The following is a 24,836-nucleotide window of genomic DNA, read 5'->3' on the forward strand; positions in this document are numbered from 1 at the left end:
TTGGAGACGGTGTCCGGCGGCGCCGCCGCCGGACACCGTCGCGGCTAGTTACTCTTCGAATTAGTCGAAGTAGTAGCCCCAGATGCTGTCGGCCCACTTGCCGCGGTTGGTGAGCTGGGTGAGCTCGGAGAAGTCGCCAACCTCGACCAGAGCCGGAACCTCGTAGACGAAGGTCTTCTCGTTCATGTTTCTTCCTTTCGAAAACGCGTTTCGCGTGTTTTTTAGTTTTAATGGCCGGGGCGTTTTTTGTTTCGCCCCGTCCTTGCTGACATGTGAAACTCTCGCAGGCCCCGTTTCCCGCACGCTTCCTCGTCACTTCTTCGCCCGGCAGACGGCACCCGAGGGCAGGGTGAGGTCGGTCAGGTAGCGCACCGCGTGCTCGACCACGCAGTGGGCGCCCGGCATTCCGCCCAGGTAGATGACGTGACCCGGGCCGTCGTAGCGCACGGTCGCCGAGCCCGGGATGTGCCTGAGCAGGCGGCGGGTCGGCGTGTAGTCGCCCGGGTGGGTTCCCGCTCCGAGGAAGGGGGGAAGCCTCCTCGCGGGCAGTGGCCGGGGCGGATTGGCAAGGGGGACGGTCCAACCGGTACACGCCAGGTTGGGATAGGACAGGGCACCGAAGTCGGGGGAGAGCCGTTCGAGAAGCCCACGGTTTCCGCGGAGGGCCGGGTAACCGGTCCTGCCCCAGAGGCCGTCCGGGCACTGCAGGGCGAGAACCACCGGCCTGGTCCAGTGCCGCAGGTTTCCGAGACTCGGCATCGCGAACCCCGAGGCGTCCCCCCGCAGGGCTCCCCGTACGGACGCCGCGAAGGCACGCCAGGAGCTGTCTCCGGCGACACCGGGCAGCAGGAGGACGGGAGCGGAGATCCTGAGGTGCCAGCCGGTGAGCTTGCGCCCGGCGAAGGCCCCCTTCAGCACGGGGACGGGGAACGCGTCGGCCCGGCGGACCAGCCGGCGCCAAAGCGACCTGACGTTCCTGCCGTGCAGTTCGCACGCGGTGGTGGCGGCGCACCAGGAGACGAAACGGTCGAAGGCCTGCTCGGTGCCGGTGAGCCACTCCCTGCCTCTGCCGGTCCACGCGTCAACGTGGTCGGGAACCCCGTCGAGGTAGGCGGCGCGGACGCGCTCGGGGAACAGGCGGGCGTAGGCCGTCATCGGCACCCCGCCGTACGACCTGACGGTGAAGGTGAGCCGGGTCTCGCCGAGGGCTCGGCGGACCGCCTCCATGTCCCTGGCCGTGGAGATCGAGTCGAGGTGGGTGAGCAGGCCGGTGCGATCGTCGCGCCTGCAGGCGGCGACCCCTCTGCTCAGGGCCCTGACCTGTTCGGCGTAGGCGGCATGGTCGCGCGGGTCGGTGAGCGTGGACCAGGTCCGGGTGCACGAGGCGGGAAGAGCCGACAGGGCCACGGTGGTACGCGGGTCGTAGCCGACGACGTCGAACCGCTGACGCAGCGCTTTGTGCAGCTCAGAGGGGCGCTTCAGCGCCTCCGTGCCGCTTTCCCCCGGCCCGCCGGGGATGTCGAACAGGGTGCCGATGCGCCTGTCCGGCGCGAGGGCCGGCAGCTTCATGAGCCGCAGTGCGATCGTCCGGCCCTCTGGACGCGCCCAGTCCACGGGAACCCGCAGACTCGCGCACTGCGCGGCCACGTCGTTCGGGCAGGGCCTCCAGTCGATCATGGGAGCCGCGGAGGCGGGTGTCACCGTGTACAGGGTCGTCGCGGTCATGAGGAAACCGGCGGCCAGCAGTTTCATGGTGCTCTCCATGAAGAAGCCGTGTTCTGCGGACTTCTTCAGGATCGCCGCTGACCTGCGGGGTTTCCTCCCCCTCCAAGAGGGTCCTCGCCCTGGGACCCGAGTCCTACGAGCCGGCCGCTCTGGGGGCCTGGTCCCCCGGCTTCACGAGTCCGGCCTCGTAGGCCAGAATCACTGCCTGGGCCCGGTCGCGTACCCCGGTTTTGGCGAAGAGGCTGGTCACGTGGTTCTTGACGGTCGATCTGGTGACCTTGAGAGCGGCGGAGATCTCGGCGTTCGAGTGGCCGCGGGCGATCAACACCAGCACGTCCTGCTCGCGGTCGGTGACGCCCGTCAGCCTGGGACGGTGGCGTGGCGGCGGTGAGCGGACGAAGTTCTCGATCAGCCTGGTCAGCAGCCGGGGGGCCACCACGGACTCGCCCTCGTGAGCGATCCGTACCGCTCGCACCAGCTCCTCGGGGGGGATCTCCTTGGACACGAAACCGGACGCCCCGGCGTACAGCGCCTCCATGACATGTTCGTCGAGGTCGAAGGTGCTGATCACGACCACCCGGACGCCGGGATGCTCGGCGGTGATGCGCCTGGTGGCGGTGATGCCGTCGACGCCCTTGGGCATGTGGACGTCCATCAGCACCACGTCCGGAGCCGACCGCGCGCACATCCGGCACGCCGCGTCGCCGTCCTCGGCCTCGCCCACCACGACGATGTCCTCCTGGGCCTCAAGGATCATCCCGAAACCCGCCCGGATCAGCGCCTGGTCATCGACGATCAGCACCCTGATCGGCCGGGATGCGTGCACGGACACGGAAACCTCCCTCTGGAACGGACCCGATCTGCAGTTCCCCGCCACAAAGGGTGACACGCTCGGTGATTCCACGCAGGCCGAAGCCGTTCGTCTCCGACGTGTGCTGTACGGCCGGGCCGTCGTCGCTCACCTCCACCTCGACAGCCCCGGGAAGGTAGGCCACCGTGACGGTGGCCGCGGCTCCGGCGGCGTGTTTGCGGGAGTTGGTCAGCGCCTCCTGGACGATCCGGTAGACCGCGTTGTCCACGGTGGCCCCCAGCGGGAACGAATCTCCGGTCACCTCAAGCCGGACCCGCTGCCCGGCGCCCCGTGCCCGCTCCACGAGAGAGGGCAGAAGGGCGACCCCCGTCGCGTGGTCCTCACTCTCGGGTCTGTGCGTCTGCTCGGCGCGCAGCACGTGTAACAGGTGCCGCAGCTCCGCTATGGCGTCGCGACCGTTCCGCTCAGCCGTGGCCAGCGCCGTCTCCGCCCGGTCGGGGTCCTTGCGCAGGATCGTCCGTGCCGCGCCGAGCAGGACGTTCACCGTACTGATGTGGTGGGCCACCACGTCGTGGAGCTCCCGCGCGATACGCGCCCGCTCGGCCCGTACGGCCGTCGCCTCCAGTTCGGACCGTTCACGTTCTCTCAGCTCGTGGCGTAGCCGCACCAGACACCCGAAGGCGACCAGCAGGAAAAGCGGACACAGCAGCAGCGCGGCGACGAGGAAGGCCACGGACAGCTGTCCGTCCGCGTCCCGGTTGAGGATCGGGGAGCCAAGGGCGTGCAGGACAACGAGCGTGCCGCCGTAGACCAGACCGGCGATCACCGCCGCCGTCCAGGAGACGCGGGGCGGAGCGTGCCTGCCGACGGCGTACAGGGCCACCGCCAGCGCCCCGGGCAGCACCGGATGCGACACCAGGAGCTGTGTCGCCAGGGCGCACACGAGGTTGACGACCAGGACCGGGACGGGTTGTGTCCGTCGCCGGAACAGGGCGACCGAGGCCAGACCGCCGATGAGCGCCTGAACGATGAGAGCGGTCCCGCTCGCGCCGGAGGAGGACAGTATCCAGGCGAACAGGATGACCAGGCAGTCCGCGGTCCGGGATCCGCCGAAACGCCTACGCCGCACAGTTCTGCACTCTGCCCCCCTGTGGTTTGGAGATCAATGGCGACCTGTCGAGTCTTCCATCCCGGTGAGAACGCGGCTGACGGCCGCGTCGAGTTCGGTGATCTGATCTTCGGTCAGGGCCCGTTCCCTTGAGTGCGCCAGCACCATCGGAGGGCAGTGATACGTGAACCGCCCACCGCTTTCCATTCCGGAGACCGTGAGCATCCGCGCATCGACGAGGGCCTCGATCCGCCATTCCGCCTCGGCCGGTGAGATCTTCTCCAAACACGAGGCGTCCTGGACCGAGACATCCTGTTTTCCGGAGTAGCCGATCTTCCTGAGCAGCGTCCTGGCCTCAGGGGACAGCGAGAGGTAACCGCTGTCGAGGGCGGCGCGGATGTCGAGGTCGTCATGGCGCAGCTCGGACAGGATTCTGCCGGGGTCCTCCAGGCGGGCGGCCAGGGTGGCGATGTCCCAGTGCGGTCTGGCGGCCAGTTTCGCGGCGATGATGTCCACGGCCAGAGGCAGGCCGTCACACAGTTCGATCACCCGATGGGTGGCCTCGGGCTCGGCCGCCAGGCGATGGGCCCCCACACCGTCGGCGAGAAGCGCCCACGCGTCATCGACGGACAGACCGCCCAGCGTGATCTGTACGGCTTCACGCAGCGAGGAGAGGGACGAACGGCTGGTGACGATGAGCGCGCACTCCCGGCAGGCCGGAAGGAACGAGCGGACCTGCGCCGCGCCGGCCACGTTCTCCACCACGATGAGGATGCGCCGACTGGCCAGGAGAGTGCGCAGGCGGCCGTTCTGTTCGTCCTGCCGTTTCGGCACCCTCGTGTCGCCCAGCGCGCGCAGCATGCCGGGCAGCACGTCGTCCGGCTCGGTGTTGTAGAGCTGCCCGTCGGGAAAGAGCTCCGCCGAACCGTGGGCCGCCTCCAGGGCCAGCGTCGTCTTGCCCGAGCCACTGGCTCCGGTGATCGCCACCGTACGGCTGCCCCGTTCCAGCGCCGTCCGGATCCGCTCCAACTCCCAGGACCGGCCGGTGATCTTCAGAGGGCGGGGCGGGAGCTGCCGGGGAACCGGCGCGTCCTCTGTCGGTACGGGTTCCTGGCGGAGGATCTGCTCGTACAGGTGCCGCAACTCGGGAGAGGGGTCGATGCCCAGCTGTTCGGCGAGCTCCTCACGGAGCCTGGTGAAGGCGGCGATGGCCTCCCCGGTCCTACCGGCCCGGTAACAGGCCGTCATGAGCTGCCAGGAGAAGTGCTCACGCATCGGGTGTTCGCTGGTCAGGCGCCGGATCTCGGGGATCAGGTCGTTGTGGTTGCCGAGGGCCAGGTCGGCTCCGAAGCGCTCCTGGATCGCCGTCAGCCGCCGCTCCTCCCACTCCTCAGCCGCTGCCCTGAACACCTGGCTGTCCAACCCGGCCAGAGCCGGGCCACGCCAGACCTTCAGCGCCTCCTGCAGGAGCCTGACCTTGTCCCGGGGGTGCGCCGCGGTCCTGGCGGACTCGGTCAGGCTCTTGAACCGCCACGCGTCGATCACCTCGGTGGGGGTGCTGAGCAGGTAGGAACCGTCCTGCTCGACGATGAGGACGCCCTGTTGCCGGAGTTCCCCGACCCCTCGGTGGATCTGGTTGCGCGCGCTCTTGACAGGACGCTCGCCGTAGAGCCCGTCCACCAGGGCGTCCATGCTCACCAACTGGCCCGGGGAGAGAAGCAGCCGGGCCATGACCGTCCTCGCCCGTCTTGTGGAGAGCCTGACCTCCCCGTCCTCCTTCCACAACGCCACGGCTCCCAGGAAGCCGAAGCGCGTCGCCCTGCCGGTGGACCGGCTCGTCCTCGCGCGTGTCCGCTCCGCTGACCGACCGCCCGCCTCTCGCACCATGTCTCGCCTCCTGCCGGTGGCAACCCTTTCAGGTTCCATGATGAGCAGGCGGCTGTCATGGCTCTATCGCCGTTCTATCGCGGGTTACTCGTCCGGGCGAGTAAGGCGCGGGATAGGGCCGCAAAGGACTTTCTCTCTACGTTCCTGCTGTCGCAGTCAGCGAGTTCAACCGAGGCGAAAGGCCGTAACCATGCCGGTCAGGAAATTGGTCATCACCACCATCGTCACCGCCGCCACCCTGCTTTATGCCGCGACCGCCGCCTGCGCCGGCCCTCTTCCGTCGGTTTCCCTGGTCGACACCCCCTGGGACTGATCTCCCACCGTGCTCGGGAGGACCGAGGCGGCGCGTTCGAGAGGCGCTTCGGAATTCGCCGTGGACGGGGTTTTCGGAAGCGCTTTCCGTTCGACGACCGGCCGGTGCGGGCCGGACGTCACATGAAGTCCTTGCAGCGTGTCTGTTTTCCACCCGGTACGGTCACCCGCACGTCGTTCACCTTCATGTGGTTCCTGGTGGCCGTGGCGGTGGCGATCGTGCAGACGAGCTGTCCCGTGGCCAGCCGCGAGAGGTGGCCGACCGTCGGAAACGACTGCGGCTCCAGACCGGCCCGGTCCTCCGGCTTTTCCACCAGGTCGAGGTCGAGGGTCGACAACCGGCGGTCCGGTATCGCCGGAACGCCCTTGCTCCGTGGCTGGATCGTCGGCGTCAGGCGTTTCCTCATCTTCGAACCGCTCGTGTCCAGCGTGAACCCGTGGTCGCTCACCTTGACGGCCAGGCCATCGGGCAGCCGGGTGCCGAGGGAGAGTTCCCGCTCCCGATCGGTCGGCCCTCCGAGCAGCAGTTCGACGGCCTCGGAGGCCCCGAACGGAGCGTTGGGACGGCTGACCAGGATGAGATCGCCGTCCCGCACGAAGTACAGGGGAGTGCCCTGGATGAAACCACGGGCGGGTTCCCCGGCGCCGATCACTTCGCTGGGACCGATGCCGCAGGCCGTACAGGCCATGAGAAGTGCCGCGCAGATCGTGAGAAGGGGGGCTCTCATGTGCGTTTCCTCGGCAGGGTGAGGGTGAAGACGGCGCCAGGGCCGGGGGCGACGGTCAGGTCGCCGCCGTGCAGGAGGGCGTTCTCGCGGGCGATGGCCAGGCCGAGGCCGCTGCCCTCCGAGCGGGCACGGGCGGCGTCGGCCTTGTAGAAGCGTTCGAAGACGTACGGAAGGACGTCGGCGGAAAGGCCGGGGCCATGGTCGGAGACCTCGACCGTCGCGATGTCGTCGGTCGCGCGCACCCGGACGGTGACGGGCGGTTCGCCGTGCCGCAGCGCGTTGCCGACGAGGTTGGCGATGATGACGTCCACACGGCGTGGGTCGAGGGGGACGACGATGTCCGGCGGCAGGTCCACGACGACCTCGGAGCCCCAGCCGCGTGAGCGCAGGCAGGCGGCCACGGCGGCGCCGACGTCCACGTCGTTGAGGTTGAGGACGGCGGCGCCCGCGTCGAAGCGGGAGATCTCCATCAGGTCGTCGACGAGCCTGGTGAGCCGGAAGATCTCGGCGCTCACCAGCCGGGCGGCGGTTCCGGCGTTGGGGTCGAGCCGGTCGGCTCCGGCCTCCAGGACGTCGGTGACGGCGGTCGCGGCGGCCAGCGGGGTGCGCAGTTCGTGGGAGACGTCGGCGACGAACCGCCGTGACCTGGCCTCCATCTCACGCAGCTCGCCGACGGAGTGCTCCAGCGCGGCGGCGGTCGCGTTGAACTGCCCGGCCAGCCGGGCCAGCTCGTCGCCGCCCCGTACCGGCAGGCGGGTCTCAAGCCGCCCCTCACCCAGCCGGCGGGCCGCGCGGTCCAGGTCGGCGACCGGGCGCAGCACGCCACGCGCGGCCAGCAGTCCGGCCAGCACCGCCAGCAGTACGGCGGGCAGCGTGGCGGTCTGGGCGGCGCGCAGTACGGCCGTCTCGTCGGTGGCGGTCTGCGAGAGCGATTCGACGAGATAGACGGTGATACCCGATGGTTCGCCGCCCGCGCCGAACATGACCCTGCTGCCGCCCACGAGGTACGGCACGCCTTCGTCCACCACCCGCTGCCAGACCAGTTCGTCCCGCCGCAGGACTCTCGCACGCAGTTCACCGGTGATGCGGTTGTCGGAGGGGACCTCGCCGTCCCTGACCACGTACACGTCGCGGTTGCCGACCTCCAGGTCCTCGGCCAGCTGGTCGAGGACCTCGTCGTTCGCGGGCAGTGCGACGTCACGCGAGAGCAGCAGCACCCGGTACCTGAAGTCCTTCAGCAGCCGGTTCTGCGCTCCGGCCAGCAGGTTGTTCTGCGCCTTGTAGTAGGTCAGCCCGGCGGCCCCGACCGCGCTCAGCCCGCCGACCAGCACGAACGTGATGACCAGCCGGGCCCGTAGTCCTCGCAGCCAGGTCATACCGGCCCGAAGCGGTACCCGAACCCGCGCACGGTCTGCACGTATCTCGGCTCGCCCGGCACGTCCTCGATCTTGGAACGCAGCCGTTGCACACACGCGTCGACCAGCCGTGAGTCGCCCAGGTAGTCGTGGTCCCACACCGACTCAAGCAGCTGTTGCCTGCTGAAGACCTGCCCGGGCACGGCCGACAGGTGCAGCAGCAGGCGCAGCTCCATCGGCGGCAGCGCGATTCGCCGCCCGTCCCTGTTCACGGTCAGGGAGGCGCGGTCGATGCGCAGCGTGTCGTAGGTCTCGACCGGAGAGGGCACACTCTCCGTACGGCGCAGCACCGCCCTGATCCGGGCCTCAAGCACCTGGGGTCTCACCGGTTTGATCACGTAGTCGTCCGCCCCGGCCTCAAGACCGCCGACCACGTCGAAGTCGTCGCCCCGCGCGCTGAGCATGATGATGGAGGTCGAGGTGGTCGCGCGGATGCGGCGGCAGACCTCGAACCCATCGATACCGGGCAGCATGAGGTCGAGCACCACCACGTCGGCGGCGAAGTGCGCCAGCAGCGCCAGTCCTTCCTCCCCGGACGCCGCCGACTCGACCTCGTGGTCCCTGCCCTTGAGGGCGATCGTCAGGGCGTTTCTGACGCTCGGGTCATCCTCGACCAGCAACACGCGTGCCATGCGTTCCAGTATCGACGGCCATGACTTGCGATTTGTCCGGTCTCGGAAGCTATTACACGTTCATGACATGGTGTGGACAGGTCGCTCATATGGACGGGCCAAGGTGATGGGCAGTCAACCGACCCATTGGAGAGAACCGTGTTGATCACCAAACGGCGTCTCGCCGTACTGGCCGTCCTTCCCACACTGGCGCTGAGTACGGCGTGCGGGGTACAGAGCTTCGCCAGCACGGCGAACTCCGGTGCGAAGGCCGCCACCTCCGCCGAGCCCGCCACGGCTCCCTCCGCCGCTCCGGCCACGTTGAGCTGGCACGAGGCCGCGGTGAAGTTCGCCGGATGCATGCGCGAGAACAAGATCAAGATCCCGGACCCGGTCAAGGGTCAGGACCTCGACACCAGCGCCGTGACCGACAGCACCCAGGCCCAGCTCACCGCCGCCATGAAGGCGTGCAAGGAGTGGGACTGGGTGATCCTCGGCGGCGGGCCGACGACCCCCGAGGAGGACGCCAAGTTCGCCACGTGGGCCAAGTGCCTGCGGGAGAACGGCGTCTGGCAGCCCATCGAAACGGACGAGCAGAAGCCCGCAGACTTCCAGGAGGTCAAGCCCAAGTCGGACGCCTGGGAGAAGGCCCAGAAGAAGTGCGCCCCGCTGGCCCCGCCCGCGCCGTACGAGGAGAAGTAGGGCGTGTCTCCGTCGTGAGACGGAGTCCGTGACGGCGCCGCGGCCAGGGGATATCAGGGGACGCGTCCTGTCCTCGCGGGGGTGGGGACAGGACGCGTGCGCCTCTGGCAGCGTCGCGAGCCGACAGACCGGGTGGTCACTCCACCCGGTCTGTCCGGTTGTCACGGCGGGCCGCGGCCCCCGTCACCGGTAGCGCGACGGGACGACGGGTCAGCCCCTCACTCCACTCGACCTGTTCGGCCGGTACGGCCAGGCGCAACCCCGGCCGCCGGGTCACCAGCGCCCTGAGGGCCTCGGTGAGTTCGACCCTTGCCAGCGCGGCGGCCAGGCAGCGGTGCGGGCCGTACCCGAAGGCCAGGTGCGGATGCGGCGGCTGCGTTTCGAAGCGGTGGATGTCGAACCGTCCCGGTTCGGGAAAGGCACGGGGGTCGTGGTTGGCGGCGTTGAGGTCGGGCATCACGACGCTCCCCGCCTTCAGCACGCCGCAGGAGAGTTCGACGTCCTCGGTCAGCCGGCGCATGAACGCGCTGGCGGGCGGCCCGTCGTAACGCAGGATCTCCTCGGCCGCGGTCGCCGCGAGCTCCGGCCGGGCGACCAGCTCGTCCCACTGCCCACGATGGAGCATGAGACGGAAGACCCCCTTGGACACCATCGAGGCGGTGGTCTCGTGCCCCGCCGTGATCAGCGCGAACACGGTGTTGACCAGCTCACCCTCGCTCAGCCGGTCCTCCTCGTCACGGGCCTGCACGAGCAGGTCGATGAGGTCGTCACCGGGTTCGGCGCGGTGGCGGGCCACCAGCTCCCGGGCGTAGGCCATGAACTCGGTGTAGCCCTGGTACCGGGCCTGTTCGGTGGCGGTCGAGGTGGTGAGGAACATGTCCGTCCAGGCCACGAACCGGTCGTAGTCGTCATAGGGGACACCCAGCAACCGGCAGATGACCCGGCCGGGCAACCGCACCGCGAACGCCTCGACCAGGTCGAACTCCTCGCCGACCCCGTCGAGCAGCTCACCGGCGATCGCCGCGACCCACGGCCGCCACGATTCGGTACGGCGGGGCGTGAACGCTCCGTACATGATCCGCCGGTAGCGGGTGTGCTCCGGCGGGTCCTGGTTGATCAGCGCGTCGGGGTCGTCGTCGATGCCCACGCCGCTCACCAGCCGGGGCAGGCCGGGAAGGCGCAGGTTACGGCTTGAGGCCGCCGAGCCGAGCAGGGTCCGGACGTCCTCGTATCTGACGGCGACCGGCACCATGTCCCCGCTCGGCATGACGGCCGGATCGAGCGGCCCCTCCTCGTGGCGTCGCGCGTACTCGGGTGACGGGGTGCCCAGCGGCCCGGGGACGATGTCGTTCGAGATGTCGTTCGGAATGTCGTTCGGGATGGAATCGGCGGCCATGGCGCCCCTCTCGGCTCCGGGCGCCACAGCGACGACCCTCCCGGAACGTACGCATACCACCGTTTACGGTCAATGCTTAACTTCCTCCAAAAACCGACTTTTCCTCATTTGCCGGATTAACCGGTCATTCTTTTCTGGGAGGCGGTCTGTCGGTTCCGTTGCCTAAGCTTCCCGGCCATGACCTTCACGACCCCTGACCCTCCGATCGATCTCGTCGAAAGGTTCCCCTGGATGAACGCCTACGCCAGGACGGCCGTCCGGCTTCATCCACGCCCGGGAAAGCCGACCATCCATGACAGTCACATCGGAGGGCCATTGATCTGGCCGGTCGCCGAACCGTGGCCCGCCTGCGACCGGGTCGTCCAAATACAGGTCGCACCCTTTGGGCAGCCCGGTTGGCTGGATCGGCGCGATCACCTTCCGGAGAGCCCGGTGCCCATGGTCGGGGTCGCGCAGTTCTACGCGCGTGACATTCCCGAGATCCCTTTTCCGGAGGGCAAAGACCTGCTCCAGGTGCTGTGGTGTCCCAATGACCACGACATGGAAGACATCGTTGGACCCGCCCCACTACTGGTCTGGCGTCGAAGCGACGATCTCGTCGATGTGCTCGCGGAACCGCCCATGCGACACCACACCACCCCTGACCATCTTCCTGTGCCCCCGGTCCGTGGACCACGGTCACCGCCTGACCATCCAGTAGTCCCCAGACGATCACATGGGCCGCGATGAGGGAGTACACGGCGCCGGTCCACGACTCCTTCGGCATGGTCATCGTCGGTGAGGAGCCGGGCTGAACGAGCGGAAGGTTGACTTTCGCACATCATTCACGTTTATTAGCACATGTGGAGAGTTCGAATCGGCTGCTGGAGATCATCTCCTGGTTGCGTACGGCGGAGCGGGTCACGGTCGGCGAGCTGGCCGAGCGGACCGGCTGTTCGGAGATGACCATCCGCCGCGACCTCGACCAGCTCGCCGAGCAGGGAGTGTTGCGCCGGGTGCGCGGCGGCGCGGTGAGCCTGATGCTGCGCGGGGAGGCACCGCCGTTCGCGGTGCGTGAGCGCGAGGCCGTGGACGTCAAGCGGCGGATCGCCGCCAAGATCGACGAGCTGGTTGCCGACGGGGAGTCCGTCGTGCTGGACAGCGGGACGACCGTGCTGCGCGTCGCCCGCACGCTGGCCGGCCGGAGGATCACCGCGATGCCCCTCGACCTCCACTCGGTGAACGCGCTGAGCGGCGCGGCCGAGGTGAGACTGCTGGTGCCCGGCGGGCAGGTCCTGCCCAGGACGTCGTCGTTCACCGGCCACCTGACCGAGATGTCGCTGCGCGCCCTGCGGGTGGACACCGTGATCCTCGGGGTGTGCGGGCTTTCCGCAGGGCACGGGCTGACGGCCCACGACCTGGCCGAGGTGCCGGTCAAGCAGGCCGCGATCGCCGCGGCGCAGCGGAAGATCGCGGTGTGCGACGCCTCGAAGTTCGGCATGACCGGGCTCGGCCATGTCTGCCCGATCGGCGAGCTGGACGCGGTCGTCACGGACGACGGCGCCCCGCCGGGAGAGATCGGGAAGATCGAAGCCGCCGGGGTCGAGGTGATCCTGGTTTGACCACGACGTTTGACCACGACAGGGGGAACGATGGGGCAGCGCTACGAGGCGGTCGTGTTCGATCTCGGCGGGGTGGTCGTCGACTGGAACCCCCGGCATCTCTACCGCAAGCTCATCGAGGACCAGGACCGGATGGAGTGGTTCCTCACCGAGGTCTGCCACGGCCCGTGGAACGCCGAGCAGGATCGCGGCCGTCCCTTCGCCGAAGGCGTCAGGGAGGCCGTGGAACGCCATCCCGACCACCGGGAGTTGATCGAGGCCTACTGGAGCAGGTGGCCGGAGATGCTCGACGGCCTCGTCCCGGGCACGTCGGAGATCCTGGCCGAGGTCCAGCGGGCGGGGACGGCGATGTACGCGATCACGAACTGGTCGGCCGAGACGTACCCGCTGGCCGTGGACCGCTATCCGGTCCTGAAGGTCTTCAGGGACATCGTCGTCTCAGGAGAGCTGAAGATGATCAAGCCGGATCCGGAGATCTACCGGTACGCGCTCGATCGTTTCGGCCTCTCTCCCGAGCGGGCGCTGTTCGTCGACGACAGCCCGGCGAACATCAGGGGCGCCGAAGCCGTCGGCATGGGCGCGATCCTCTTCACCGACGCCGCGGCCCTGCGTGGTGAGCTGGAGCGGTACGGCCTGCTCTGAACCCCCGTGACCGGGGAACATACCCCCGAGAGCGCAAGGGGGTGTCTGATGGAGATCCTGAGGCGACCACCGACCACGAAGCTGCCCGCCGCGTGTTTCACCGGCGACGCCTGGGCGGACGTGGTCTACCGGGGCGATCACATGCGGGCCAACATGGTCCGCTTCGCCCCGGGAGCCCGTACGGCGTGGCACTCGCACGGCCTGGGCCAGACTCTGCTCATCGTCGAGGGGGTCGCGCTGATCCAGGCACGCAAGGGCGGGATCATCGAGGCCCGTCCCGGCGACGTCGTCCACACCCCGCCGGGTGAGGAACACTGGCACGGCGCGGCTCCGGACCGGTTCATGTCCCATCTCGCGCTGTGGGAGGACGACGACGTCTCCTGGCGCGAACACGTCAGCGACACCGAGTACAGCGGCCCCCGGACCGGCTCCCGGGGGTGAACGTCCTGTTCAGAGGTCCGGTGGATTCCCGCCGACCGCGTGCAGGGCGTCGATGTAGCCGTCCCCGACGTCGAACCTGGTGATGTCCGTGGTCCGGTACTTGCAACAGTCGTACCCCCAGACCGCCCGGGGGCTGATCTCCTGGAGCCGCAGGTTCTTCTGTTTCGTGACCCCGTGGGCGCGGCCGATATAACAGACGTCCGGGTCGATCTTCTCGGTGTATACGCTCACCAGGGGAAACGCCCTGGTCAGCGTGTCGATCAGACCGGTCGTCGTGTCGAGGTCGATGCCCGGCGGCGTCCGGGGACGCTCCTCACGCAGCCGGAGGGCCCGGTGGGCGACCCGCGCGGCCTTCCAGTTGGAACGTGTCGCGTGCTCGACGTCGCGGAGCCGTACGACCGAGTGGCCGTCGAGGTGGAACCCGGCGGAGATGGTGTGGAGCAGTACCCACTTGCGTCCGAGCCCGACCACGTAGGCGTCGAGCCGGTCGGCGCCGTCGATGTCGCGAATGATCCGCACAGGTTTGCCGGATTCCAGCGCGCGCCGTAGACCTTCGACTGCCTGATGTGTGGCCATGATCAAGGATTGTCGTGGTTCACGGAGCGAGGTTCAGCTGGTTTTCCGTGGGGTCAGGCGCCTTCCGGGGGTGGGGTCCTGGTCATGCCCCGGGGCATCAGGAGGAAGACCTTGTGCGACAGGCGGTCCAGGGCGCCGCCCCTGCCGAAGACCAGACCCGCCGCGAAGTCCACGAACTGCCTGGCCTCGCTGTCCGGCAGCCCGGTGAGGTCCATCACCACGGGGTTGCCGGTGCGGAAGTAGTGGCCGACGTGGAGGGCCTCTTTGTAGTCCTTCGGGCACAGTTTGATCACGGAGTTGGTTTTTCCCGTGTCAGGACATGGTCAAGCCTTCACATTGCGGGAGTACGGAGTCCTCACTCCCAGGTGTCGGGCGGGTCGATGACCAGGTCCTCGACGCGTGGCAGCGGGGCCGGGTCGCCGTCGCTGGAGTAGACCTCCAGGTGGGACAGGCGCCCGTGCCTGACGAAGAGGAGAACGCCGTCGTCGCGCCCACGCACGTAGGCGGAGGAGACCAGCTCCTTGCCCAGGGTGGGAGGCTCGTCCTCGGTGCGGAAGTCGATCGTCGCGCATCCGCACCCGCAGTTTCTGGTCACGACCACCGAGGGCACCTGTCTCCTGAGGTCTTCCGCACCGGGGAAGTCCCGGGCGAGAAGGGCCAGGATCACGGCCCGCTCATCGGCGGACAGAGGACGTTCGCTGGGCGACACATCGTCAATATATCGAACCGGCCGCATCTGACATATGCGTGATGATTTTTTGTGACCTTTCTCGCCGGGCTGATCAGCCCGTGGACGGCTTTCCCCGGGACAGGCCGGGCGGAAAACACGAAAGTGTGTCCGTTTCGTATTTCTATGGTAACGAGACTTGTGTCACGCATTGAAACTCTGCCATGGAGACGGCTATTTCGGGGAATGCCCGGCAGGAAAGCGGCCGGTCAGCGGATTCGCCGCAGCGTCAGCCACCAGGAAGCCGCCGCGGCCACCAGGCCCAGCAGGATCGACCCGACCACCAGCCCGTACGGCAGGCCGATCGCCTGCGGGACGACGATCATGATGATGAACACGGCCATCAGCAGCTTCGCCCAGCCGTACGCGGAGGCCTGGCCCTCGTCGCGGCTGCGGATCCAGCGGGGGAGCCGGTTGGTCGCCAGCACGTACAGCCCGAGCGCTCCGGTCGCGAAGGCGAACAGCGTCGCGATCCCGGTGTGCACATTCATCGGGCCCGGCCTCCGTCACTGGTCGTCGGCATGAGAATCGGCTGCGTGGCAAGGCATACGATCTCACGATATTCGCGACATACCGGTGATACCACAGAGTTGACTGATGATTTGCGAGATGGGGGTGCGCCAGGCCGTCTTCAGTGATTTATCGGGATGGTTGCCCATTTTCCACCCAGGCTGTGAAAGCCTTTACGGTGCTTTTCCTGGGCTTTTCTGGGTTTAAGAGCGAAAGCCGGGAAGAGGAGAGCGGATCCCATGCGGAACGGTCAGCCCTGCATGAGGAACGACGTCGGCACGGAGCTGGGGTCCGGGGCCGTCGAGGGGACGTACGAGGGAACGGCGGACGGATCGGCAGGGGAACCGTACGAAGGGGTCGCGGACGGATCAGTCGGGGCGCCGTAGGAGGGGCTGGACGAAGGGGTCGCAGAAGGGGCGGCGGAGGGGTCCGAGGCCCTGCCGCAGCCGCCGGCGGTCCGTCGTTCCTGGGCCAGCTGGTCCACGGTCTTGGTCCGGTAGTCGGTCTCCTGCTGCGCGGGAGGTGTGTACCGCCACTCGCCGCCCTCGAAGACGAAGCTGAACTCGCTCTGGTCCCCGGGTCCGGTCGCCTGCACCGTGGCGTGGTCGCCCTCGACCGCGACGCTGGAGATGGTGAACTGGCCGTCCTGGACGAGGGGCGGGCAGAGCTGGAACAGCCTGACGTAGTCCTCCCGTTTGATCACCGTCTGCGACTGGGTGCTCCACAGGTCCCAGAAGTCGCCGTAGGACCCGCTTGAGTAGGTGTCGAGCGCGAGCTGGGCGGCCTGTCGTGCCGACGACTCGGAGCGTTCGGCCTCCTGGGTGGGGAAGGTGTCCTTCGGCGTCGAGACGGGGTTGAGCACCATCACCAGCGCGATGGTCGCCGCGATGAGCACGCCGATGACCATGGTCAGGATGGCCGCGACGCCCCGGCCCGTCTCGCCCCGCTGTGGCCTGCCGTACTGCGGCGGCGGGTGGGCCACGCGAAACCTCCGGGGGGCCGATGGGACCGGTATGGAACGGGCGGTACGGCACAGTCGCGACTAAATCGATCTTAACCCCCGAATCCGGAGCCACCCCAGCCGACATAATGCCCACGTGTGGCAAACGATCGGTACGGCGGCCGTCGTCTTCGCCGGGACGAACGTGGACGACATCGTCATCCTGACCGTACTGTTCCTGGCGGCGAGAGCGAAGGCCACTCCCAGGCCGTGGAAGATCGTCGCGGGGCAGTACACCGGCATCGCGGCGCTGGTGGCCGTGTCCCCGTCGCGGCGCTCGGACTGACCGTGGTTCCGGACCGGTGGGTCGGGCTGCTGGGGCTGGTGCCGTTCGGCCTGGGGGTGCGGGGACTCCTGGCGAAGGCGGACGACGAGCGGCCGGTCGCCTCCGGGGTGGTCTCGATCGCCGGGGTGACCATCGCCAACGGCGCCGACAACATCTCGGTCTACACCCCGCTGTTCCGTACGGCCGGCACCGCGGCGAGCCTCGTCACGGTCGCGGTCTTCGCGGTGCTCGTGGCGCTCTGGTGTGTCACGGCCTCCTGGCTCGGCTCCCACGGAAGGGTCATCGACCTGGTCGACCGGTGGGGGCGGTGGCTCGTTCCCGTGATCTTCATGGTGATCGGCGTGACCATCCTGGCGGGCACGCTCTTTAGCGAATAATGCACCATTCGTCCGAATTTGCACGGCCTCGAATGGGGAATAGTTCCACATGCGAGGACATTTACGGTTCTATCGCCATAGATGGTTCAAAGTGTGGATCGCAATGATGGCGCTGTCCGCCTCCCTGATCTTCATGATGGAAATGGTCGGCAACCGCGCCGTGATGCCCGCGGCTTTCTTCTACGGCGCCGCCGCGGGTCCGACCGCTCTCCTCCTCGCCATCCACGACCGCACCCGCATCGGCGACAGCGTGCCGGGCACCACGCTGGTGGGGATGTTCCTGTTCGGCGGGGGTGTCGCCCTGCTGCTCGGCGGCTACTTCGACGCCCTGCTCATCTCGGAGAAGGACAACCCCACGATCCTGCGCGTCGGCTGGATCGAGGAGGCGGCCAAGTTCGTCCCCCTGCTCGCGGTCGCGCTGACCGGGGCGCACCTGACCAAGCCCGCGGGCGTCGCGCTCGGCCTGTCCTGCGCGACCGGCTTCGCCATCATGGAGTCGATGTCGTACGCCTGGAAGAGCATCAGGCACGACAGCGCCGTTGAGGCGGGGATGGTGCTGTTCATGCGGGGGCTCACCACCCCGTTCAGCCACCTGGCCTGGACCGGCCTGGTCTGCGCGGTCGCCTTCGGGGTGTGGCAGACCAGAAGACGGGTCGTGCTGACCAGCGCGGTCACCGCGGCCTTCGCGGCGGCGGCCGTACTCCACTCGCTCAACGACGGCCTGCTCATCCTCGACCTGCCCGGCGGCGTCAAGCTCTTCTTCCCGGTGGTCGCCGCGGTGAGCTACTGGCTGTTCCATCGGGCGACCCGCGACCTGGAGAAGGCCACGCTGTCGGAGACGGCACCGTCCTCGGCCTAGGAGGCCCTACTCGTACGGCTCTGCGGGCGCCGGTACCCTCGCCAGCCCGGTCCCCGCCAACTCGGGGTAGATCAACCCGTTGGGCATCTTGCCGAACGTGTGCGGGACCCACGTCCCGGTGACCTCGACCCAGGTGTCCCTCGGCGGTGCCTTGATCCCCTTGACCAGGACCTTCAGCGCGAAGGCGTCCGCCGCGCAGCAGGCGATCTGCATCCGGGTGACGTACCACTCGCCCCCGCGCCTGGCCGGGACGACGAAGCCGGTCAGCCGGACGGCACGGCCGGTGAGGGACTTCTTGTCGTCGTCCCACGCCCTGCCGATGAACTCGCCGATCGGCATGTCCACGGGACCGCCCCCGGCCAGCGGAGCGAAGGCGCCGGGATCCCGCTTGGGCAGCGCGGGCGCCTGCGACCTGGCCGCGGCGAAGGAGCCGAGCGCGGGCGGCGCCACCAGGAGGATCGCGAAGACCGGCAGGCACAACAACCACGCGACCCCGTGCCCGTGTCCGTGATCATGGTCATGTTTGCGCTTGGTGAACAGCCCCGCGACGCCCAGAACCACCAGCACGACCCCCGCCCCGACCAGGAACGGCCGGAAGCCCGGTTTGACGTAGTTCAGATAGCTCGTGGAGAACCCCGAGATCCACAACACGACGCCGCCGAGCAGCGCCAGGACGAGGCTCTGGGTCACGCGGCTCACAGCAGCACCTCTCCGAACAGGGCGCTCACCAGTACGGCGAGCGCGAACGTCACCGGGACGAACCTGACCGCGAACGCCCTGCCGAACGTGCCCGCCTGCAGGGCGATCAGCTTCAGGTCGACCATCGGCCCGACCACCAGGAAGGCCAGCTTCGCGGTCGCGGGGAACGCGGTCATCGAGGCCGCGACGAACGCGTCCGCCTCCGAGCAGATCGACAGCAGCACCGCGAGCACGGCCATCACCGGTACGGCCAGCCACGGCACCCCACCGACCGCGTCCAGCCACTCCCGGGGGACGGCGACGTTGAGCGTGGCCGCGGCCAGGGCTCCCACGACAAGGAATCCGCCCGCGTGCAGCAGGTCGTGCCGCATCGCCTCGCCGTACCTCGCGAGCCTGCCGCCCGCACCGTGTGGATGGGAGGGAACGCGCAGCCACTCGTGACGGCCGTACCGCAACCAGAGCCAGCCGGTCAGCACCGCGACGGCCAGCGACGCGCCGAACCGGCACAGGACCATCATCGGCTGCCCGGGGAAGGCGACGGCCGTGGAGACCAGCACCACCGGGTTGATCGCCGGGGAGGCGAGCAGGAAGGCCAGCGCGGCGGCGGGCGTCACCCCCCGCGCCATCAGGCCGGACGCCACCGGCACCGAGGCGCACTCGCACCCCGGCAGCACCGCGCCCGCCAGGCCCGCGACCGGCACCGCGGCGGCAGGACGCCTCGGCAGCGCCCTGGTCCAGAAGGACGCCGGGACGAACGCGGTGATCGCCGCGGACAGCGCCACCCCGAAGACCAGGAACGGCAGCGCCTGCACGCACACGGCGACGAACACCGTCGCCCAGGTCCGCAGGGCGGGCGAGGTCAGGTGGGGAGTGAGGGTGAGCCTGCCCACGACCAACAGGACGACGACGAACGCGAACCCCCACGGCAGTCGCGACGTGCCCCGCCCCCACGAGTCAGGCGGCAGAACCCCCTCGTCATCCCAGCCACTCCGGGACCCAAACATGATCCATATCGTGTCAGATCCCTACGGTCCATCACAGCTGGGACAACAGCCACCTGGGACCGGTCACGTCCGCGCCCAGCGCGACGACCCGCTCACGCAGCCCCCGGTCCGCGGTGACGACCAGGACGTGCTCCCACCCCGGCGCCTGCCGTACGGCCCGCACCACGGCGTCGTCACCGCTGCCGGGCGCGGAGATCATCGTGACCCCGGGAACCCCGGGGACGTCACGGGCCGCCCCCTCGACCACCACGGCGAACCTGGGGAACCACCTGGTCAGCGTGGGTGTCCTGGCGGGCAGCGCGCGCACGCCGCTGGCCGCCAGGGCGCCGACCTCGGAGACCAGCTTGGCGGTGGCCCCCGCGCGGTCACGCCACCAGCCGTGTTCGGCACGGGCGCCGACGATGTTCGCGGCGTCGAGCACGACCAGCACGGGACCGAGCGCCCGCCCGATCACCGGCCAGCTTCCCGCGAAACCGGGATGCAGCGGCCTGTCGGGGATCTCGTCGGGGGTGAGCCAGCGCAGGTCGACGCTCTCGTCGTTGGCCGGCAGGGCGTCCAGCAGCCGGGGACTCGCGGCGATCACCGTGTGGAAGGACCAGCCGCCGTGATCGTCGACGTAGACGCCCTGGATCCGCAGGTCGTCGCCGTCCAGCCCGGCCTCCTCGCCCGCCTCCCTGAACGCGCCCGCCACGGGGTTCTCGTGACTGTCGAGCGCGCCGCCGGGCAGGCCCCACGTGCCGCCGTGATGGCTCCACCCGGCACGTTCCTGCATCAGCACACGCGGGGTGCCGGCGTCGTCATGATGCACGGCCAGCAGTCCGGCCGCGCCGTACACCCCCCAGTGCCGATGGCCGAGCGCGCACTCGACCCACCCGTCCCCGTCCTTGGCCGCCATGCCCCCATCATCGCACCGCCTCTTCCGGCCGGTTCTGATCGCGGGGCGGGCGCTCAGTTTCCGCCCGCGGAGAAGTGCTGGTAGTCCTTGATGCCCGACCAGTCGCCGCCCCAGCCCCAGCCGACCCGGGCGAAGGCCTTGACGACCCGGTCGCCGGGGTTGACCACGCCGGGGGCGTCCACCGGGCGCTTGGCGAACTTCCTGGCGTTCTTGTGCGCAACCGAGCCGTCGGCCGAGACGTAGGGGTTCTCGCGGGGGTTGATGTCCACGGCCCTGCCGTAGGCGTGCTGGGACCAGTGACTCGACCCGGTCGCCGCGCGGCAGTTGAACGCCGAGGTGTTGTTCGCGTCGATGGAGTCGAAGTCGTCGCCCTTGTAGGCGTCGACGGGCTCCATCTTGTAGATGGGCCAGCGCCAGTCGTACAGACGGCCGAAGACCTTGGTGATGGCCTCGGTCGCGTCCTTGTTCACGACCAGCTTGCCGGTGTGGGGTTTGTCGTCGAAGCCCCAGTAGGTCATCGTGATCATCCGCAGGCCGTCGAGGGGGACGGGGCAACCCGGCCGCCAGGAGTGTTTGACCTGCTCACGGGTGACCTTGGAGACCGTGGCCGAGAACTTCGGCGGGGCCGTACGGCTCGGAGTCGAGCCCGGAGCCGGGGGTGCCGTCTCCTGGACCGTCTTCTGGGCCGTCTCGTCGGCCGCGGAGGTCTGGGAGACGGGGGAACCGGAGGCGGGCCGCTGGGCGGTGGTCGTGCCGCACGCCGTCGCGAGACCGGTCGTGAGACAGGCGGTGGCCACCGCGAGCGTCGCCTGGATACTACGCATCACGAGTCGTGAGCCTCTCACTTGTCGTCGCCGCACGCCGGGCGGACCGTGGTAGTCGTCCGGCCACCTGACGTGACAAAGGGTAGCCGCCGCGCCCCACCGCCCCGTACGGTCGCCCGCGCCCTGACGTTCCTTGGCCGAGGTTTTTGGCGAAAATCCCGCGCAGGTGTTCGAAGGGGCGCTACAGTCGGTCGCACCGGATCGAACACGGGTTCGGGCGGTGTCTGCCCAGATGGGGGTGTGTCATGGCGATGCTCGCGGTGCCCGAGACACCCCATATCCCCGCGACGCACCCCTGCGCACGGCCTCGTGCGACACGCCGTAGCCCTTTCTACGGAAATCTACCTCGGCCGCTATATCCCGTCATAAAGTCCGAGACCGTGGACCCCGTGCGCAACCCGTACGCCCCCGGCGCGGGGCAGCGCCCTCCCGAGCTCGCCGGGCGTGACCGAGAGCTGCAGCAGTTCGAGATCGTCCTGGAGCGGGTGGCCCGCGGTCGTCCCGAGCGCAGCATGGTCATCACCGGCCTGCGCGGCGTCGGCAAGACCGTCCTGCTGAACACCTTCAAGTCCATGGCCATGCAGCGGCTGTGGGGCACGGGAAAGATCGAGGCCAGGCCCGACCAGTCGATCCGGCGCCCGGTCGCCGCCGCGCTGCACCTGGCCATCCGTGAGCTCGCCCCCCGGCACCGCGCGCCGGAGCGCATCGAGGAGTTCCTCGGCGTGCTCAAGGCCTTCGCGATGCGCGACCCGAGCGCGGCCAAGGGCACCTCGCACTGGTCGCCGGGCATCGACGTGCCCGCGAGCCGGGGCCGCGCCGACTCGGGCGACCTGGAGATCGACCTCACCGAGCTGTTCGTCGACGCCGCCGGGGTCGCCACCGACCTGGGGGTCGGCATCGCCCTGTTCATCGACGAGATGCAGGACGTGCAGGCGCCGGACGTCTCCGCGCTCTGCGCCGCCTGCCACGAGCTGTCCCAGAGCGGCGGCCCGCTGATCGTGGTCGGCGCGGGCCTGCCGCACCTGCCCGGTGTGCTGTCGGCCAGCAAGAGCTACTCCGAACGGCTGTTCCGCTACGCCAGGATCGACCGGCTCGACCGAGAGGCGGCAGACCTGGCGCTCATCGCCCCGGCCGAGAGCGAGGGGGTCGAGTTCACCCAGGAGGCCCTCGACGCCCTCTACGAGGCGGCCGACGGCTACCCCTACTTCGTCCAGGCCTACGGCAAGGTGGCCTGGGACCTGGCGCTGAGCAGCCCGATCACCGCCGACGACATCAAGGTCTCCGCGCCCGAGGCGGAGGAAGAACTGGCGGTCGGCTTCTTCGGCAGCCGATACGAGCGGGCGACACCCGCCGAGCGTGACTACATGCACGCGATGGCCGCCATCGGGGACGAGCCGGTGGCCACCGCGGAGGTCGCCGAGGGGCTGGGCCGTAAGCCCTCAAGCCTCTCCCCGGCCCGTGACAGCCTGATCAAGAAGGGTCTGATCTACAGCGCCGAGCGCGGGTTCATCGCGTTCACGGTGCCACACTTCGGAAAGTTCCTGCGTTCCCAGCCCGTTTGAACACATGTTCGATATAGTGATGTCACGGTCTACACGGGGCCCTAGCCCTCTATACGGCTCTCTAGTGGGGAAGCTAGAGAGCCGTATAGAGCTGTATGGAACCGCTAGAAAGATCTAGGGCTCTCTAGCGTCCAGCCGATACGGGCATAGATTCCAGCAGAGACATCTCCTCGACCGGCTGACCGTCGAAGCCGACCATCGCCACCCGCACCGCCGGGTGCCGCCCGCTCAGATAGACCGCGAAGACCACCTCGACCGGCTCACCCGTGTGACCGCGCCCCTCGTAGACGAAGAACCGCCAGCACAGCTCACGCCAGCTGTCCACGGGCTCGGTGCTCGACAGCAGCTTCACGTGTGAGCGCCAGGTCGCGCTCGCCCGCAGTCGGCCGAGGGCGTGCGCGGGGTCGAGCGGGCGCTGCTCACACGGCGCGCGATACCGCAGCCGCGCCGCCGCCTCCTCGATCTCCGGCGAGAGTACGGCGAGCACCAGCAGCCCGCCCAGGGCGGCGACCGCCTGCGTCCAGTTCATACCGGACAACAGCGCCCAGCCCGGAATCCGCGGCGTCCAGACCAGCCCGAGGGACATGGCGGTCAGCACCATGGTGCGCCCCAGCGAGCGCAGCCCGACCGGCACCGCGCTGACCTCGCCGAAACAGCCACACCCCACGTCCGGACGGCGCCGTCGCAGCTCCCACAGCACGTAGGTCGACACGGCGAAGAACGCGGCCGTACCCCAGCGGAACACCGGATGACCCGTCGTCACCAGCCCGGCGACCAGGACCACCTCACCGGCCGCGCAGCCGAGCATGGCGGGCGCGCGCCAGCGGTCGGCCACCAGCACCGCGGGACCGAGCCTGCTCAGCACGCCCGGCTCCGCCTCGCCTCTGGCCGTCCACACCTTGGCGAGCGCTCCCGCGACGAGCAGCGCACTCAGCACCGGAAGCTGCGCGGCGGCGATCATCGTCAGCATCTGTGTCACCCCAATCCGACCCGGGCGTTGAAGCACCCCTTGGTCAGCTCCCCGCCGAGCTCCACGAAGGAGACCGGCGACAGTTCCACGATCCGGCCACGGGGAGAGGTGCCGCATTCCAGGCAGCGGTCGCAGAACCGGCCCGCCAGGCAGCCGCAGGCCACGATCGGAAGCACCGAGGTCCGCCCGGCGCACACGTTGCGCACGCTGAGCGCGGAACCCAGCGCGAGGTACGGCAGCGCCGTACAGGACACGCCGGCGTCCTGGCAGTCGCTGTCGGCGTGTTCCAGCATGGGATAGGCCACGCCCCGCTCACCCCAGTCGAAGGTGTCGGACCAGGTCGAGGTGCCCGAGATGCGGGCCTGCGCGCCGTACCCGGGAGGCGGTTTCGGCACGGAGGTCCACCGGTAGGGCGGCTGGGAGGTCGCGGGCAGACGGGCGTGGGCGACACCGTCCTCGCGGATTCCGATGGCGTCGAACAGGTAGCCGGGCTCGAACTGCGGGTGCCGTACCCGCAGGCGTCCCGAGGCGCCGTAGGGGATGACGATCGTGCGCCGCCCCCGGTGGGGCCCGCAGTACAGCTCGACCGTGAGGTCCCTGCGGCCGCTGCCGACGGACTGGATCACGCCGGTGATGCGGGTGATGTCGGCCCAGATCCGGTCGACGACCCGGCCGCCCTGCAGGGCCCTGACGATCACGTGGGCACCGACCGGCAGGTCGGCGGGGGAGACGTTCTCACCGCGCCATGCGGTCGCCCACGGCGCGATGACGAGCCGCTCCTCCTCCCCCTCGGGGGTCTCCACGACGATCAGGTGCGGGCTCACGTCCAGGATCTCGCCGGTGATCGAACGCAGGGGCTCCCCCTCCTCCGAGTCGGCCTCGGGGTCCGGCTCCCGCTCGTCGGGGGAGCCGGGGGAGTCGAGGGATCTGCCAAGCACGGCGGCGGCCAGCACGCGGCGGCGGTCGGCGCTGCGATACGGCATCGTCACTCCCATGTTTCGCGAAGGTCTCCCGGTCAGCGTCACACGCTCACGGGAGTCTCGCCGTTCGCTTCGGCCAATAATCCTGTCGGTGGGGTGGCGGGGTAGCAAAATTCCCCCTCCCGGTGGAACGCGTCATTCCCCGTTCTAGGGCAAACCAGTACCTGACTCCGACTTGGGACACCTCT

At 69.0% G+C, this 24,836-nt stretch carries 29 protein-coding genes; 9 read left to right on the forward strand and 20 right to left on the reverse strand.

Features of this window, described 5'->3' with window-relative positions; translation table 11 throughout:
- Positions 1-60: 60 nt before the first annotated feature.
- From ABZ470_RS10135 to ABZ470_RS10155, 5 genes are all read right to left on the reverse strand, one after another.
- Entirely contained in the window at positions 61-186 is a 126-nt protein-coding gene (locus tag ABZ470_RS10135) for a lasso RiPP family leader peptide-containing protein (RefSeq protein WP_352002374.1), read from the reverse strand.
- 126 nt (positions 187-312) lie between these two features.
- Entirely contained in the window at positions 313-1,752 is a 1,440-nt protein-coding gene (locus ABZ470_RS10140) for an alpha/beta fold hydrolase (RefSeq protein ID WP_362911088.1), read from the reverse strand.
- Between the two features lie 106 nt (positions 1,753-1,858).
- Positions 1,859-2,557 carry a response regulator transcription factor gene (locus tag ABZ470_RS10145; protein ID WP_352014863.1) on the reverse strand — a complete coding sequence of 233 codons (699 nt, stop codon included), beginning with the start codon at positions 2,555-2,557 and terminating at the stop codon, positions 1,859-1,861.
- Positions 2,511-3,665 carry a sensor histidine kinase gene (locus tag ABZ470_RS10150; RefSeq protein WP_352014862.1) on the reverse strand — a complete coding sequence of 385 codons (1,155 nt, stop codon included), beginning with the start codon at positions 3,663-3,665 and terminating at the stop codon, positions 2,511-2,513. Before ABZ470_RS10150 ends, ABZ470_RS10145 begins: the two co-directional genes overlap by 47 nt.
- Before the next feature lie 33 nt (positions 3,666-3,698).
- Entirely contained in the window at positions 3,699-5,531 is a 1,833-nt protein-coding gene (locus ABZ470_RS10155; RefSeq protein ID WP_362783964.1) for a BTAD domain-containing putative transcriptional regulator, read from the reverse strand.
- A gap of 190 nt (positions 5,532-5,721) precedes the next feature.
- On the opposite strand from ABZ470_RS10155, the gene ABZ470_RS10160 reads away from it, so the two are divergent.
- Positions 5,722-5,844 (forward strand): hypothetical protein, encoded by a 123-nt coding sequence (locus ABZ470_RS10160; protein WP_362783966.1) that lies wholly within the window; start codon positions 5,722-5,724, stop codon positions 5,842-5,844.
- Between the two features lie 118 nt (positions 5,845-5,962).
- Here the strand turns inward: ABZ470_RS10160 and ABZ470_RS10165 are convergent, their stop codons facing one another.
- The 3 genes from ABZ470_RS10165 to ABZ470_RS10175 are packed head-to-tail and all read right to left on the reverse strand — an operon-like array spanning position 5,963 to position 8,618.
- On the reverse strand, positions 5,963-6,571 hold the full coding sequence (locus ABZ470_RS10165; RefSeq protein WP_362911089.1) for a hypothetical protein: 609 nt from the start codon (positions 6,569-6,571) through the stop codon (positions 5,963-5,965).
- Complete coding sequence (locus ABZ470_RS10170) at positions 6,568-7,947, reverse strand: HAMP domain-containing sensor histidine kinase (RefSeq protein ID WP_352014859.1); 1,380 nt, start codon at positions 7,945-7,947, stop codon at positions 6,568-6,570. Before ABZ470_RS10170 ends, ABZ470_RS10165 begins: the two co-directional genes overlap by 4 nt.
- Entirely contained in the window at positions 7,944-8,618 is a 675-nt protein-coding gene (locus ABZ470_RS10175; RefSeq protein ID WP_352014858.1) for a response regulator transcription factor, read from the reverse strand. Before ABZ470_RS10175 ends, ABZ470_RS10170 begins: the two co-directional genes overlap by 4 nt.
- A gap of 138 nt (positions 8,619-8,756) precedes the next feature.
- On the opposite strand from ABZ470_RS10175, the gene ABZ470_RS10180 reads away from it, so the two are divergent.
- A complete protein-coding gene (locus ABZ470_RS10180; protein WP_362911090.1) occupies positions 8,757-9,299 on the forward strand; it encodes a hypothetical protein in 543 nt (180 codons plus the stop codon).
- A 136-nt stretch (positions 9,300-9,435) separates the two neighbouring features.
- Here ABZ470_RS10180 and ABZ470_RS10185 read toward each other — a convergent pair whose 3' ends face one another.
- Positions 9,436-10,695 (reverse strand): cytochrome P450, encoded by a 1,260-nt coding sequence (locus ABZ470_RS10185; protein ID WP_362911091.1) that lies wholly within the window; start codon positions 10,693-10,695, stop codon positions 9,436-9,438.
- 842 nt (positions 10,696-11,537) lie between these two features.
- On the opposite strand from ABZ470_RS10185, the gene ABZ470_RS10190 reads away from it, so the two are divergent.
- Genes ABZ470_RS10190 through ABZ470_RS10200 form a run of 3 tightly spaced genes read left to right on the forward strand, consistent with a single transcriptional unit; the run spans position 11,538 to position 13,379 of the window.
- The gene (locus tag ABZ470_RS10190) at positions 11,538-12,296 is read left to right on the forward strand and encodes a DeoR/GlpR family DNA-binding transcription regulator (RefSeq protein WP_362911092.1); all 759 of its coding nucleotides are present in this window, start codon (positions 11,538-11,540) and stop codon (positions 12,294-12,296) included.
- Between the two features lie 30 nt (positions 12,297-12,326).
- Positions 12,327-12,938: an HAD family phosphatase gene (locus ABZ470_RS10195; RefSeq protein WP_362911093.1), complete on the forward strand. Its 612-nt coding sequence runs from the start codon at positions 12,327-12,329 to the stop codon at positions 12,936-12,938.
- A 48-nt stretch (positions 12,939-12,986) separates the two neighbouring features.
- Positions 12,987-13,379, forward strand: a complete 393-nt coding sequence (locus ABZ470_RS10200) for a cupin domain-containing protein (RefSeq protein WP_362911094.1) — start codon at positions 12,987-12,989, stop codon at positions 13,377-13,379.
- A 9-nt stretch (positions 13,380-13,388) separates the two neighbouring features.
- Here ABZ470_RS10200 and ABZ470_RS10205 read toward each other — a convergent pair whose 3' ends face one another.
- The 5 genes from ABZ470_RS10205 to ABZ470_RS10225 all read right to left on the reverse strand — a co-directional run bounded on the left by ABZ470_RS10205 (position 13,389) and on the right by ABZ470_RS10225 (position 16,174).
- Entirely contained in the window at positions 13,389-13,955 is a 567-nt protein-coding gene (locus tag ABZ470_RS10205; protein ID WP_352014851.1) for a hypothetical protein, read from the reverse strand.
- A gap of 53 nt (positions 13,956-14,008) precedes the next feature.
- Complete coding sequence (locus tag ABZ470_RS10210) at positions 14,009-14,248, reverse strand: cell division protein SepF (RefSeq protein WP_352014850.1); 240 nt, start codon at positions 14,246-14,248, stop codon at positions 14,009-14,011.
- Between the two features lie 62 nt (positions 14,249-14,310).
- Positions 14,311-14,664 carry a hypothetical protein gene (locus ABZ470_RS10215; protein ID WP_352014849.1) on the reverse strand — a complete coding sequence of 118 codons (354 nt, stop codon included), beginning with the start codon at positions 14,662-14,664 and terminating at the stop codon, positions 14,311-14,313.
- Between the two features lie 227 nt (positions 14,665-14,891).
- Positions 14,892-15,173 (reverse strand): hypothetical protein, encoded by a 282-nt coding sequence (locus ABZ470_RS10220; RefSeq protein ID WP_352014848.1) that lies wholly within the window; start codon positions 15,171-15,173, stop codon positions 14,892-14,894.
- Between the two features lie 269 nt (positions 15,174-15,442).
- Entirely contained in the window at positions 15,443-16,174 is a 732-nt protein-coding gene (locus ABZ470_RS10225; RefSeq protein WP_362911095.1) for a hypothetical protein, read from the reverse strand.
- Between the two features lie 115 nt (positions 16,175-16,289).
- Between ABZ470_RS10225 and ABZ470_RS10230 the strand changes: the two genes are divergently transcribed.
- From ABZ470_RS10230 to ABZ470_RS10240, 3 genes are all read left to right on the forward strand, one after another.
- Positions 16,290-16,478, forward strand: coding sequence for a hypothetical protein (locus tag ABZ470_RS10230; protein ID WP_362911096.1), 189 nt, complete (start codon positions 16,290-16,292; stop codon positions 16,476-16,478).
- Positions 16,479-16,480: 2 nt separating this feature from the next.
- Positions 16,481-16,855 carry a cadmium resistance transporter gene (locus ABZ470_RS10235; RefSeq protein WP_362911097.1) on the forward strand — a complete coding sequence of 125 codons (375 nt, stop codon included), beginning with the start codon at positions 16,481-16,483 and terminating at the stop codon, positions 16,853-16,855.
- A 91-nt stretch (positions 16,856-16,946) separates the two neighbouring features.
- Positions 16,947-17,714, forward strand: coding sequence for a PrsW family glutamic-type intramembrane protease (locus ABZ470_RS10240; protein ID WP_362911098.1), 768 nt, complete (start codon positions 16,947-16,949; stop codon positions 17,712-17,714).
- A gap of 6 nt (positions 17,715-17,720) precedes the next feature.
- On the opposite strand, the gene ABZ470_RS10245 is transcribed toward ABZ470_RS10240, so the two are convergent.
- The 4 genes from ABZ470_RS10245 to ABZ470_RS10260 are packed head-to-tail and all read right to left on the reverse strand — an operon-like array spanning position 17,721 to position 21,136.
- Positions 17,721-18,413, reverse strand: a complete 693-nt coding sequence (locus ABZ470_RS10245) for a TIGR03943 family protein (RefSeq protein WP_362911099.1) — start codon at positions 18,411-18,413, stop codon at positions 17,721-17,723.
- Positions 18,410-19,417: a permease gene (locus ABZ470_RS10250; protein ID WP_362911100.1), complete on the reverse strand. Its 1,008-nt coding sequence runs from the start codon at positions 19,415-19,417 to the stop codon at positions 18,410-18,412. The genes ABZ470_RS10245 and ABZ470_RS10250 overlap by 4 nt, the downstream gene beginning before the upstream one ends.
- 31 nt (positions 19,418-19,448) lie before the next feature.
- Entirely contained in the window at positions 19,449-20,312 is an 864-nt protein-coding gene (locus ABZ470_RS10255; RefSeq protein WP_362911101.1) for an NUDIX hydrolase, read from the reverse strand.
- A 53-nt stretch (positions 20,313-20,365) separates the two neighbouring features.
- Positions 20,366-21,136, reverse strand: a complete 771-nt coding sequence (locus ABZ470_RS10260) for a M15 family metallopeptidase (protein ID WP_352014924.1) — start codon at positions 21,134-21,136, stop codon at positions 20,366-20,368.
- 380 nt (positions 21,137-21,516) lie between these two features.
- On the opposite strand from ABZ470_RS10260, the gene ABZ470_RS10265 reads away from it, so the two are divergent.
- The gene (locus tag ABZ470_RS10265) at positions 21,517-22,698 is read left to right on the forward strand and encodes an ATP-binding protein (RefSeq protein WP_352014841.1); all 1,182 of its coding nucleotides are present in this window, start codon (positions 21,517-21,519) and stop codon (positions 22,696-22,698) included.
- 124 nt (positions 22,699-22,822) lie between these two features.
- Here the strand turns inward: ABZ470_RS10265 and ABZ470_RS10270 are convergent, their stop codons facing one another.
- Positions 22,823-23,668, reverse strand: a complete 846-nt coding sequence (locus ABZ470_RS10270; protein ID WP_352014840.1) for a MauE/DoxX family redox-associated membrane protein — start codon at positions 23,666-23,668, stop codon at positions 22,823-22,825.
- Between the two features lie 5 nt (positions 23,669-23,673).
- Entirely contained in the window at positions 23,674-24,651 is a 978-nt protein-coding gene (locus ABZ470_RS10275) for a hypothetical protein (protein WP_352014839.1), read from the reverse strand.
- Positions 24,652-24,836 lie beyond the last annotated feature (185 nt).

This window comes from Streptosporangium sp. NPDC020072, assembly GCF_040631445.1.
Classification (GTDB): Bacteria; Actinomycetota; Actinomycetes; order Streptosporangiales; family Streptosporangiaceae; genus Streptosporangium.